12 protein-coding genes and 1 other annotated feature are annotated in these 12,510 nt (G+C 42.0%); all 12 genes read right to left on the bottom strand.

Translation table 11 applies throughout. The features are described 5' to 3' along the window. Positions 1-42: 42 nt before the first annotated feature. Entirely contained in the window at positions 43-1,350 is a 1,308-nt protein-coding gene (locus BLP92_RS01265; protein WP_090839806.1) for a solute carrier family 23 protein, read from the bottom strand. Between the two features lie 157 nt (positions 1,351-1,507). Continuing rightward, positions 1,508-2,038: a bifunctional pyr operon transcriptional regulator/uracil phosphoribosyltransferase PyrR gene (pyrR, locus tag BLP92_RS01260; protein ID WP_244516615.1), complete on the bottom strand. Its 531-nt coding sequence runs from the start codon at positions 2,036-2,038 to the stop codon at positions 1,508-1,510. Between the two features lie 180 nt (positions 2,039-2,218). Continuing rightward, on the bottom strand, positions 2,219-3,136 hold the full coding sequence (locus tag BLP92_RS01255) for an RluA family pseudouridine synthase (protein ID WP_090839802.1): 918 nt from the start codon (positions 3,134-3,136) through the stop codon (positions 2,219-2,221). A 4-nt stretch (positions 3,137-3,140) separates the two neighbouring features. Next, positions 3,141-3,599: a signal peptidase II gene (lspA, locus tag BLP92_RS01250; RefSeq protein ID WP_090841036.1), complete on the bottom strand. Its 459-nt coding sequence runs from the start codon at positions 3,597-3,599 to the stop codon at positions 3,141-3,143. Between the two features lie 253 nt (positions 3,600-3,852). Next, complete coding sequence (gene ileS, locus BLP92_RS01245) at positions 3,853-6,621, bottom strand: isoleucine--tRNA ligase (protein ID WP_090839800.1); 2,769 nt, start codon at positions 6,619-6,621, stop codon at positions 3,853-3,855. Between the two features lie 55 nt (positions 6,622-6,676). Further along, positions 6,677-6,899 (bottom strand) — a binding site (T-box leader). A 42-nt stretch (positions 6,900-6,941) separates the two neighbouring features. Then, positions 6,942-7,445: a DivIVA domain-containing protein gene (locus BLP92_RS01240; RefSeq protein ID WP_090839798.1), complete on the bottom strand. Its 504-nt coding sequence runs from the start codon at positions 7,443-7,445 to the stop codon at positions 6,942-6,944. An 86-nt stretch (positions 7,446-7,531) separates the two neighbouring features. Beyond that, positions 7,532-8,311 carry a YlmH family RNA-binding protein gene (locus tag BLP92_RS01235; protein ID WP_090839796.1) on the bottom strand — a complete coding sequence of 260 codons (780 nt, stop codon included), beginning with the start codon at positions 8,309-8,311 and terminating at the stop codon, positions 7,532-7,534. 15 nt (positions 8,312-8,326) lie between these two features. Next, positions 8,327-8,590: a YggT family protein gene (locus BLP92_RS01230; RefSeq protein WP_244516614.1), complete on the bottom strand. Its 264-nt coding sequence runs from the start codon at positions 8,588-8,590 to the stop codon at positions 8,327-8,329. A gap of 21 nt (positions 8,591-8,611) precedes the next feature. Next, entirely contained in the window at positions 8,612-9,049 is a 438-nt protein-coding gene (locus tag BLP92_RS01225; protein ID WP_090839794.1) for a cell division protein SepF, read from the bottom strand. A gap of 19 nt (positions 9,050-9,068) precedes the next feature. Continuing rightward, positions 9,069-9,758: a YggS family pyridoxal phosphate-dependent enzyme gene (locus tag BLP92_RS01220; RefSeq protein WP_090839792.1), complete on the bottom strand. Its 690-nt coding sequence runs from the start codon at positions 9,756-9,758 to the stop codon at positions 9,069-9,071. 203 nt (positions 9,759-9,961) lie between these two features. After that, positions 9,962-11,098, bottom strand: a complete 1,137-nt coding sequence (gene ftsZ, locus BLP92_RS01215; protein WP_090839791.1) for a cell division protein FtsZ — start codon at positions 11,096-11,098, stop codon at positions 9,962-9,964. Between the two features lie 53 nt (positions 11,099-11,151). Further along, positions 11,152-12,444 carry a cell division protein FtsA gene (gene ftsA / locus BLP92_RS01210; RefSeq protein ID WP_090839789.1) on the bottom strand — a complete coding sequence of 431 codons (1,293 nt, stop codon included), beginning with the start codon at positions 12,442-12,444 and terminating at the stop codon, positions 11,152-11,154. Between the last annotated feature and the right edge of the window lie 66 nt (positions 12,445-12,510).

The following is a 12,510-nucleotide window of genomic DNA, read 5'->3' as shown; positions in this document are numbered from 1 at the left end:
GAACACCCTTTTACGTTTCTCTGAACGTATTTAAAAGGTGTCTTATGCAGCTGGATCATCTTTCATTGCTTCAAACATTTCTTCATCAGTCTGGACATAATCTTTCCCTGGCAGAATTAAATTTAAAATAATACCTATAACTGTCGCCAGCGCCATTCCTGCAATCTGAATTTCTTCTGTTACTTGAATAAAAGCGCCGCCTATTCCTATTACGAGTATCACAGAAGAGATAACCAGATTCCTTTTCTTGCCGAGATCTACTTTATTATCAATCAGCATCCGCATACCGTTGGAAGCGATGATACCGAAGAGCAGGATGGACACACCGCCCATCACCGCAGTGGGAATCGTCGTAATTAAAGCTGAAATTTTTCCTACAAAGCCAAACATTACCGCTGCAACTGCAGCTCCGCCAATCACAAATACGCTGAACACTCTCGTTAAAGCAACTACTCCGATATTTTCACCGTATGTTGTATTGGGAGGTCCTCCAAGAAACGAACTGATTACTGTAGCTACCCCGTCACCAAAAATGGAGCGGTGCAGCCCCGGCGTACGCACTAAATTTTTTCCTACCACTTTACTGAGTACCATCTGATCTCCAATATGTTCACTGAGAGTAACCGCAGCAATAGGTACCATAATCGCAATAATCGTCCAGTTCATTGTTGGATTATAGGTGACAAAAGGAATCAGAAATTCCGGTGACTGGATCCAGGCTGCTTCCATTACCGGTGAAAAATCAACCAGTCCCTGCCAAGCTGCAATAGCGTAACCACCGATAATTCCTGTAAGTATCGGCAGAAGGCTGAAGAATCCTCTGAAAAAGATAGCTGCAAGAATAGTTATTCCGAGCGTTCCTAAAGCAACTCCAAAGTGGGTACCGCTGTAACTTTCTGTTGCAGGGTTTTCCATTGCCATACCGACTGCCACCCCGGCAAGCCCTAAACCGATCACCATAATTACCGGCCCGACTACGATAGGAGGAAGGATTCTCATAATCCACTGCACTCCTGTCAGCTTAATAAATAGTGCAACTAATCCGTAAAGCAGTCCTGCGAAGAAACTTCCGATCATTGCTCCTTCCGGTCCCCCGATGCCGATTGCAGCAATAAGAGGCGCAATAAATGCGAATGAAGACCCTAAGTAAGCAGGAATTCTGCCCCGTGTAATAACCAGATAAGCAAGTGTGCCTAAACCACTTGAAACGAGCGCAACTGCCGGTGATAACCCGGTCAGGAGCGGTACTAATATCGTAGCTCCAAACATTGCGAAAAGATGCTGTATACTCAGCATAATCCATTTATCTATTCTTGGAATTTCTCTGATACCAATTTCTTTATTTTCCATTTATCGTATACCCCCTGTATTTAGGTAAATAAAAAACCCCTTTGCTTCCCAAAGAGGTTATCCATCTACACACTGAACCAGAGAGGCTCAGCATTACAGAAGAATATACCCCTTTTCAGTCTCTCAGGACCAGTTTAAAGGGAGGCTGTTTTATCTACTAATTAATTCTTACGGCTTCTTCTTTGTCAACTTCCTGTAATTTCACTTCCACTACTTCCGTCTTGGCTGTTGGAACGTTTTTCCCTACATAGTCAGGGCGTATCGGAAGTTCCCGGTGCCCTCTGTCTATTAATACTGCAAGCTGAATCTGGGAAGGGCGGCCCAGATCTACAATAGCATCCAGCGCAGCTCTCACAGTTCTGCCAGTAAATAATACATCATCAATTAAAATTACTTTTTTATCATTTACCTCTACTTTAATATCAGTTCCATGTACTTCCGGCTCTGCATCTTCCCGCTTATGTGTGAGATCGTCCCGGTAGAGAGTAATGTCAATCTCTCCTGTAGCAATGGATTCCCCTTCTATTTCTTTAATCCTATCGGCCAGTCTGTCAGCCAGGTAAGAGCCTCTAGTTTTTATACCAACAAGTACACAGTCTTTAATACCTTTATTTCTTTCAATTATTTCATGGGCTATCCTCGTGAGTGCACGTCTGATCGCCTGCTCATCCAAAATTTCCTTACTCACTCTACCACCTCGTTCAGCTGGGATCATTCTAAACAAAAAGCCCTCCTGTCCATGCATAAAGGGACAAGAGGGCATACGTGTATCAATAACGTATTCACCGATTCCTTGCCAGCCTCACAGGACTAAACTTAAAGGACTTATTTAATTCTTACATTATTGTGCCATAATATGATCCCTTTGTCAAATTGAAAATAAACTAGCATGATGGAGAGAATTTTTGAAATCTGCAGGTGGCTCTGCTGTAAAAGTCATATCATCTCCGGTGCGCGGATGCTTAAACCCAAGCAGTGCGGCATGCAGTGCCTGGCCTTCAATAGGAAAGTCATGTTTTTTTCTGGGACCGTACTTTGGATCTCCAACAATCGGAAATTCGATGTACCGCATATGGACGCGGATCTGATGGGTCCTTCCAGTTTCCAGTTCACAAGCAACATGGGTGTGTCTCGCATATCTTTTTAACACCTGAAAATGAGTAACTGCATCCCGCGAATGTGACTCCGTTACAGTCATTTTCTGACGGTCCTGCGGATCACGTCCAATCGGCGCATCGATGGTACCTTTCTCATGAGAGATAACCCCGGCAACGATAGCTTCATAACGCCGCTTCGTAGTTTTATTTTTCAGCTGCTCCACAAGCGATTCGTGTGCTGCATCATTTTTTGCAACCATAATCAATCCCGAAGTATCTTTATCAATGCGATGGACGATTCCCGGTCTAGCCACTCCATTAATACCTGAAAGATCCTGACAGTGGTGCATCAAGCCATTGACCAGCGTCCCTGAAGGGTGTCCCGGTGCAGGATGAACTACCATTCCTCTTGGCTTATTAATTACTATTACATCTTCATCCTCATATACAACATCAAGTTGTAAATCTTCTGCATTTATCTCCAGCTCTATAACTTCAGGAATTTCTACAAAAATCTGATCTCCCTGCTTTAATTTATAATTACTTTTCACTACTGTCTGATTGACTTCTACATGTCCTTCTTTAATCCAATCCTGCACAGCACTTCTTGACCATGATGGATCTTTATCGGTAAGCCATTTGTCGAGCCTCGCGCCGCCTTCTTCTGCGGTAAAAGTATAATTTTCCATTAATTTATTTCTCCTGACGTTTTTCTTCTAATAAAACATGAATAATTACCATAATCACTCCTGAAACCAACGCCATATCAGCAACATTGAATATAGGATAATTATAATTAAAAATGTAAACATCTACAAAATCAACTACTGCTCCCTCGAGAACCCGATCGATAAAATTGCCTATCGCTCCGCCTAAAATTAATCCAAGTGCAGTACCGTACCATCTGCTGCCATTCAGCTGCGTCTGAATCATATAAATAATTACAGCAGTTACTCCGATGGTGGCGATATAAAAGAGCCACATCTGCCCCTGCAGCATGCCAAAAGCTGCTCCTGCATTTCTATGTGATGTAAGATAAAGTACATTTTCAATAATTGGGATACTTTCTCTGATTTCCATGTTCTGCACTACTAGCCATTTTGTAAATTGATCAACTGCAATTATTAAACCCGCGATTATATAGTAAATCACGTGCAAAGCCTCCATTTCTTCTGTCCATACTTCCTGAGATATCATAGCACAGCAATCTTATTCCGGCAATCTTAAGAAAAAGAGACCGCCTGTTATCCTTTCACAGCACGGCCTCCTAAAAAATCTCTGTACAATCCCTTTATAATATAAAAGTAAGAACCTATTTAAACTGATATTTTATACTTTAAATATATGAAATTTTAAATTATTGGCTGGGTCACCATTAAAAAGCTTCCCGGATCAATTTTAAAAATCATACCAGATGCGGGTAATAATTTACAACTGTATCTGTACATTCAGGGCAAAGTCCAGGATGCTCAGGGTCTTTTCCAAGTTCAGTGGAAGCTACCCAGCAGCGTTCACATGTTTCCCCTTCTGCTCTCGATACTTTTACGAGCATTTCTTCGTAAGTTCTTGCCTCTGCAGGAGCATTCTCTTTAAGAGAAACAACTGCACCGGAAGTGATAAATAACTTTTTAAGGTCTTCCAGGGAATCCAAAAGTTCCTTATCTTCAGAAGAAGCAAACACTTCTACCGAAGCATGAAGGTTTTTCTTTATACCTTCTTCGTTTCTTGCATCCTCTAAAGCTTTCAGGACGTCATCTCGCAGAACCATGAACCGGTCCCACTTTTTCACTAAAGTATCTACACCCTGATAACTCTGCACTTCGGGCATATCTGTCAGCTGTGCTGCTTCAGCATCCACTCCTTCAATGTTATTCCAGACTTCTTCTGCAGTATGAGTAATAATTGGACTCATCAGCCTTACCAGGGAAGTGAGTGTTTCAAACATTACAGTCTGAATGCCCCTGCGCTCCTGATGGTCTTCATGCTTTAGATACAGCGTATCCTTAGAAATATCCATAAAGAATGAGCTTAATTCAATGGAACAGAAGTTATGCACTTTATGATAAACCGCAGAGAACTGATAATTATCATAAGCCTCCCGTACTTCTTTTACCAGCTCATTCAGCTTTACAAGCATGTATTGATTTACACCGGATAACTCTTCATAAGAAACTGTATTCATCTCAGGATGAAAGTCATTTAAATTACCGAGAAGGAAACGGAATGTGTTCCGGATTTTTCGATATGCTTCTGCTACCTGCTTCAGAATATCATCCGATACACGTACATCCGCCTGATAGTCTACAGAAGAAACCCAGAGACGCAGAATGTCAGCGCCCAGCTGTTTCATAACTTTATTCGGCACAATTACATTTCCAAGAGATTTACTCATTTTCTTCCCTTTACCATCGAGCGTAAATCCATGGCTCACTACTGATTTAAAGGGAGCTTTTCCTGTTACCGCTACTGCAGTTGATAGTGAGGAATTGAACCATCCTCTGTACTGGTCAGACCCTTCCAGATAAACATCCGCAGGCCGCTGAAGATCTTCTCTCTCTTCCAGCACTGCCTGATGGGAAGAACCGGAATCGAACCATACATCCATGATATCCGTTTCTTTCGTAAAATGGCCATTTGGACTTTGCTCTGAAGTGAAGCCTTCCGGAAGAAGGTCTTTTGCTTCTTTCTCAAACCAGATATTAGATCCGTGCTGACGGAACAGCTCGGAAACGTGGGAAATCGTTTCATCAATAATGATCGGCTGGTTATCTTCCCCGTAGAAAATTGGAATCGGTACTCCCCAGGCCCGCTGGCGCGAAATACACCAGTCTCCTCTGTCACGAACCATATTATAAAGACGGGTTTCTCCCCATTTTGGAAGCCATTCTACTGCTTCTACCTCGCGCAGCAGATCTTCCCGAAAGTCTTTAATCGAAGCAAACCATTGTGCTGTAGCGCGGAATATTACTGGTTTTTTTGTTCTCCAGTCATGAGGGTAGGAGTGTGTAAAGAAATCCAGCTTTAACAATTTCCCTGCCTCTTCCAGCTTTTCTGTAATTGGTTTGTTTGCGGTATCATAGAAGAGCCCTTCAAACATAGGTGCTTCCTCTGTAAATACACCTTTATCATCTACCGGACATAATACGTCCAGATTATACCGCTGACCTACAATGTAGTCATCTTCCCCGTGTCCAGGAGCCGTATGCACACATCCAGTACCTGCATCAAGCGTTACATGATCTCCAAGAATTACTAAAGACTCTCTATCGTATAACGGGTGCTTCGTCTTAATCCCTTCTAATTCCTTACCTTTATAAGTAGCAGTAACTTTCGGGTTTTCCCACTCAAATTTTTGAGTAAGTTCTTCAAGCAGTCCCTCTGCAACAATAAACTTCTCTTCCTGAACTTCCACTACTGCATAGTCAAGATCAGGATGAACCGCAATAGCCAGATTTGCCGGAATCGTCCATGGGGTGGTTGTCCAGATAACAAATTTTTCATCACCAAGCAGAATACCTTTGCTCTCCGTTACATCAAACGCTACATAAATAGAAGGAGAACGCTTATCGTGATATTCAATCTCTGCTTCTGCCAGCGCAGATTCAGACGATGGAGACCAGTAGACTGGTTTTTTACCTTTATAGATATAGCCCTTCTTTGCCATTTCCCCAAACACTTTAATCTGCTGTGCTTCATACGCGTGCGTTAACGTTACATAGGGGTTGTCCCAGTCTCCCCGAACACCGAGCCGCTTAAATTGTTCCCGCTGACTGTTAATTTGTTCAAGTGCATACTCTTCACACTTCTGTCTGAATTCAGCAATACTCATTTCTTTTCGGTTCACTTTCCCTTTTTTCGTAAGAGCAGTTTCGATAGGGAGTCCATGCGTGTCCCAACCTGGTACATACGGAGCGTGATAGCCCGTCATAGATTTTGACCTTACAATAAAGTCTTTTAAAATTTTGTTTAATGCATGCCCCATATGGATATCTCCATTAGCATAAGGAGGACCGTCATGAAGAATAAATAAAGGACGTCCCTCTGTCCGTTCCTGTACTCTTTCATACATTTTCTTCTCGTTCCATTGTGCCTGCATATCAGGTTCTTTGTTAGGCAGATTTCCTTTCATCGGAAAGCTTGTTTTTGGCATTAATAATGTATCTTTATAATTCATTTTTCTTATCCTCCAATCATAATTTGAACATAAAAAAACTTCTCCCCCTTATATATGAAGGGACGAGAAGTTTACCCGCGGTACCACCCAAGTTAGCTGCTGCACAGCCGCTCGCACATGAAATAACGATCATGAACCGGCTTACCTACTAAGAATTAGCTTCCGTTCAGTTCGCTGCTCGAGGGAGATATTCTGAAATAAGGGTTCCACCGGGCTTCCACCTCCCCCGGCTCGCTGTTGGTCTGCTCATTTCATACTGACCCTGTCTTCGCTTGAAAATTAATATAAGTATAAAGTACGATTTGATACAGCGTCAATACTTAGCTGCGAGATTCTTCTGATTCGTATCTATTCTCTTCAGGTTCTTCAGTAATTCCTTCCCAACCTTCAGTATGTAGCATTTCCAGCTGTGCTTCCAGCAGCATTTTAAATCTCGTACGGTATACTGCAGCCTGCTTTTTTAGTTCTTCAATTTCAAGAGAAACTTTACGTGACTTGGAAAGTGCTTCATTAACAATGCGATCAGCGTTCTTTTCGGATTCCTTAATAATTAATTTAGACTCTTTTTCTGCATTTCTCTTAACTTCTTCAGCGGTTTCCTGTGCTACGAGAATAGATTTATTAAGTGTAGTCTCAATACTGGAAAAATGACTTAATTTTTCTTCAAGTTCGTGCACCCGGTCAAATAACTCTTTTTTTTCACGGGTTACCGTTTCATAATCTTTAATTACCTGATCTAAAAATTCATTCACTTCGTCCTCATCATAACCTCGGAAACTTCTCGTAAATTCTTTATTATGGATATCTAATGGCGTCAATGGCATTCCCTGGGGCACCTCCGATTATTTTACACTTCTTTATTATTAATAAATGATTCGACACACAGCACCGGAATCCTCTATAAATTCCATTAATTATTTCCTGTTACGCGCAGCTGAACTCTCAGCTTCCCTTTTTTTGTGACTCCTTCTACCGACTCTACCTTACAGCGGCCGCTTCCCCTCAACGAAAGTACATCTCCCTCTTCAATTGTTACTGAAGGATCAATTATAACTTTCCAATTTACTTTTACTTTCTCATTTTGAATCAAGGGTTTTATTTTAGACCGGGAAATTTTAAAAGCTTCAGATAGAACGGTGTCCAATCTCATAGAAGAAACTGTTACGGACAAATCTTTTGATACTTCAGCCGGCTCCAGCAGGTCATCCAGAGATATAGAAAGCATTGTTACAGATGCTCTGCCAACACTGGTAAACTGCTGTTCCAGATACCCTGCTATTTCACCGGCTGCTACAATCTGAATTCGGTTCCCTGAAATAAGAATATCCCCGAATTTTTCACGTCTCACTCCCAGGCTGGTTAAAGTACCCAGCACCTGCGGGTGTTCAAGTGTTACGAATTTCGACGGATATTGAAGTTCATATGCAGCCAGCTCAAAATCTGAGTAATCCGGATCCATATATTCCGGATATAAAAGTGCACGCTTTCTTTCGACTGCAGAAGCACCACCGTGAAAGGAAAGCTTCACATCTTTATCAGTACCAACAACAGAGGTCACTATCTGCTGCTGTCTGGGGTCCAGAAAATCTGAGAGCTTGGAACGATATTCTTCTTTTACGGTCGATTTCCAATCAAGCACCTGATCTATAAAAGGCCTTTCTTCTTTGCGAAAATGATCATATAGTGACATGATGCCTCCTGCAGCTTAAATTAAGAATGAAAATAAATACCTAACACCATCCATAGCGAATCTTAATGCAATAAGCGCTACTATGGGAGAAATGTCTATCATCCCCAATGGGGGGATAATCTGTCTGAAAGGAGCAAAAAAGGGTTCTACGATTCTGCCGATCATCTGGCCGAACGAAGACTCTTTTGCACTCGGTACCCAGGACATAAATATATAAATAATGCATATAAACCAGTACAGCTGCATAAGCTGCAGAATTACGTTTGCTAAAGTTACCAATGCTTTCACCTGCCTGAATTGTTATTCCTGTAGCATCTCTGAAATTGATCCTGAAACGTTCACATTATCAGGAGTACATAAGAAGATATGTTCCCCAAGCTTCTGAATGTCTCCTCCAATAGCGTAAACAGTTCCACTCAAAAAGTCTACAATTCTCTTAGCCTGTTCTCTGGGTATTCTTTGTAAATTAATAACTACCGCAGTTCTGTTTTTCAACTGATCAGCGATTTCCTGCACCTCGTCATATGAATGAGGTTCAAGCAGAATCACTTTTGAATTGGAAGAGGATTGTACAGAACTTAAACTTACCACATTTGCTTTCTCTTGTCTGCGTTGTTTTTTACTCATTACGGGCGCCTGATATTGTTCCGCCTGCGTTTCTTCTTCAACTTTCACTTCCCGTTCTTCATACTCATCTTCCATTTCAAAGAATTTTTTCAGCTTGTTCTTGATCGTCATCTCTCTGAACTCCTTTCTCTTATGAAGTTGACTCAGTCCCAACGAGCGATGTACCAAGACGAATAAATGTTGCGCCTTCCTGCACGGCTATTTCGAAATCATTTGACATTCCCATAGATAATTCTGTACAGGGTGCATGGTCAAGATTTTCAGCCATCACTTGATCTCTTAATTCACGCAGGTGAGAAAACACCGGACGAACTTCCTCCGGATTTTCCACATGAGGAGCCATCGTCATCAATCCGATGAGTTTTACTGCAGGATACTTGTCAAGACTCCGTATGAAGCTCAATACCTCTGCCGGTGCAATGCCGGATTTGGATTCTTCCCCGCTCACATTTACTTGTACAAAACATTTAACTGTTCTGCCACTTTCCACTCGTTTATTCAATTCCTTCGCCAGAGAGCCACGGTCAAGAGAATGTATGTATTCATATGCATGAATCATACCTTTTACTTTGCGGGACTGTAAATTCCCTATAAAGTGCCAGTGGGCTTTTCCCCCGATTTCTTCATATTTTTCCATGGCACCCTCAAGCCTGTTTTCGGCAAGATGAGAAATTCCAGCTTCCACTGCCTCTTTTGCCCTATCAACTGAAACATATTTTGTCACAGCAACAATATTCACTTCTTCCGGACTGCGGTCTGCTTTTTTACAGGCAGCAGCAATTTTTTGCTGAATCTCCCGAAGATTTTCCTGAACAACCAAGGTATTTTATCCTCCTTATAAACAATCCTGCTACTGTTAATCATAAAGAAAAGTCTTTCATCATTCAATCTTTTCTTAACAGGCAGTTAAAATTGACTAAATTATTATTTGTCTTCTTTCATAATCTTTTCTATGTAATTATAACACGCGCAACAGAATTCCTTAAAAAAGAACTGCCCCGCAGGACAGTTCTTCATAAGTTCTTATCTTTTTCTGCGATTTCGCAGGAAAGTCGGGATATCCAGCGTTTCTTCTTCCTGCGCTTCTTGTTCCACAGGCTGCTGCTCCTGCTGCGAAGGCTCATACTGCTGTCTTGCAGGAGCTTCTTTTTGAGGATTTGACTGAGGCTTGGATAAACGGCTCGGTTTCGCCATCGCCTTCTGCGTATTTTCATCAAATCCTGTAGCAATCACTGTAACTACTATTTCATCTTTTAAATTTTCATTAATTACAGAACCAAAAATCATGTTTACTTCTTCATCGGAAGCGGAAGATACAATTTCTGCAGCTTCGTGTACTTCAAACAAGCTTAAATTCGTTCCACCGGTTATATTCATTAAAACACCCTGCGCTCCGTCGACACTTGTCTCCAGTAACGGTGAGGAAATAGCTTTTTTAGCCGCTTCCGCAGCACGGCTTTCACCTGTAGCTACACCGATTCCCATTAATGCAGAGCCTTTTTCACTCATGATAGTTTTTACGTCTGCAAAGTCAAGGTTTATCAGTCCGGGAACTGCAATTAAATCCGAAATTCCCTGCACACCCTGGCGGAGGACGTTATCAGCTTCTCTGAAAGCTTCAAGCATCGGCGTATTTTTATCGACGATTTCTAAAAGCCGGTCATTCGGGATCACAATTAAGGTATCTACTTTTTCTTTTAAAGCTTCAATACCTGCTGCTGCCTGATTCATTCGCTTTCTTCCTTCAAATGTAAAAGGACGAGTAACTACTCCCACTGTCAGTGCTCCTGCTTCTTTTGCAATCTCTGCAATTACCGGCGCAGCTCCAGTACCGGTGCCGCCTCCCATGCCTGCAGTGATAAATACCATATCTGCACCTTTCATATGTTCTTCCAGCTGGTCCCGGCTTTCTTCTGCAGCCTTTTTACCAATTTCAGGATTTGCACCTGCACCAAGTCCTCTTGTAAGCTTGCCGCCAAGCTGCAGTCTTTCGCTTGCCTGAGACATTTTTAATGCCTGGGCATCCGTATTAAGCGCAATAAAGTCTACTCCCTGCAGTCCATTTTCAATCATTCGGTTAACGGCATTACTACCGCCGCCCCCTACTCCAATTACCTTAATCGTAGCTAACTGTTCTGTTTCCATTTCAAACTCTAGCATAGTTGCGATCCTCCATTCCAAATCTAGCCAATTAGTAGATGTCCGATCATCTATTATTCTAAAAAGGACTTAAACATTTTTGAGACTTTTTGTTTTAAACCTGGTCCTTCTTTTTCCTGTCGTTTTACTTGCTGCGGACGTTCTTTTCTCGCTTCCTGTTTCTGAACCGGCTGATTTGATAATTCTTCCAAACCAGATTCAAGCTCCTTACCTTGTATCCGTGCATTTTTATGAGCAAAAGTAATTAAACCAACACCATTTGTATACTGCGGCTCTCTAACCCCGATATAATCAGGAACAGAGACACGTACATTCTGCTGGAAGACTTCTTTTGCAAGCTCAAGCATGCCTGGAATTTTCGCATTTCCTCCAGTCAGAACAAACCCACCCGGCAAATCTTCATAGCCCTGTTTTCTGAGTTCCTGTTCTGCAAGCAGCAGAATTTCTTCTGCTCTGGGTTCCATTACGTTGGCAAGCTGCCATTGGGAAAACTCCTGCATCTGCTCACTGCCTATCTCCGAAACTTCAAAAGTTTCTTCATCGGAGGCGTCATCAATTAAAGCATGGCCATAATTCATTTTAATTTCTTCTGCTTCTTCTGTAGATGTACGGAGGCCCACAGATATATCATGAGAGATGTGGTCTCCTCCTATAGGAATCTGCCTGACTGACTGAAGAGAGCCACCTTCAAATACTGATACAGTAGTAGAGCCTCCGCCAAGGTCAAGCAGGGCCACACCGAGACTTCGTTCATCTTTACTGATTGCAATGGAACCAGCTGCCAGAGGCTGAAGTACGATATCTGCAGTTTGCAGTCCTGCTTTTTCTACACACCTCAGAAGATTATGTAAAACAGTTTTCGACCCTGTAATAATGGTGCCTTCCATTTCCAGCCTGACACCAATCATGCCTCTCGGATCATTGATTTCTTCAAGGCCATCCACGACAAACTGCCTTGGAATGACATCAATAATCTCCCGGTCAGGTGGAATAGACATAACCTGAGCTGCATCTATTACCCGCTTAACATCTTCATCACCAATTTCACGGTCTTCACTGGATACTGCCACCACTCCATGACAGGGCTGCAGTTTAATATGATTACCAGTTACCCCTACAATTACATTGGATATACTCATATTAATCATGCGTTCTGCTTTTTCTACTGCAGCACGTATGGACTGCACTGTTTCATCAATATCGACTATCGCACCTTTACGGAGGCCTGAAGATTTAACCTCCCCCACTCCAATAATATTTAAAGCACCACTGGAAACTTCACCAATTAAAACACGAACGAATGAAGTTCCAATATCCAGTGTTACATATGTATGTTCATAATTCACAAAGCGGCACCTCCCCCAACTGAAATTATCAGCTCTTCTTCTCTACATTTACTATTCTACAAAATT

It is taken from the genome of Alkalicoccus daliensis (assembly GCF_900103955.1).
GTDB lineage: Bacteria > Bacillota > Bacilli > Bacillales > Salisediminibacteriaceae > Alkalicoccus > Alkalicoccus daliensis.
The sequence above is the reverse complement of the archived record's forward strand: the minus strand, read 5'-3'. Positions and strand labels throughout refer to the sequence as shown.

What these genes read in the sequence shown, in the direction of transcription:
- BLP92_RS01265 (WP_090839806.1), bottom strand. Translation starts at nt 1,350, where the DNA reads ATGGAAAATAAAGAAATTGGTATCAGAGAAATTCCAAGAATAGATAAA.
- BLP92_RS01255 (WP_090839802.1), bottom strand. Translation starts at nt 3,136, where the DNA reads ATGGAAAATTATACTTTTACCGCAGAAGAAGGCGGCGCGAGGCTCGAC.
- ileS (WP_090839800.1), bottom strand. Translation starts at nt 6,621, where the DNA reads ATGAATTATAAAGATACATTATTAATGCCAAAAACAAGCTTTCCGATG.
- BLP92_RS01240 (WP_090839798.1), bottom strand. Translation starts at nt 7,445, where the DNA reads ATGCCATTGACGCCATTAGATATCCATAATAAAGAATTTACGAGAAGT.
- BLP92_RS01235 (WP_090839796.1), bottom strand. Translation starts at nt 8,311, where the DNA reads ATGTCACTATATGATCATTTTCGCAAAGAAGAAAGGCCTTTTATAGAT.
- BLP92_RS01225 (WP_090839794.1), bottom strand. Translation starts at nt 9,049, where the DNA reads ATGACGATCAAGAACAAGCTGAAAAAATTCTTTGAAATGGAAGATGAG.
- ftsZ (WP_090839791.1), bottom strand. Translation starts at nt 11,098, where the DNA reads ATGCTAGAGTTTGAAATGGAAACAGAACAGTTAGCTACGATTAAGGTA.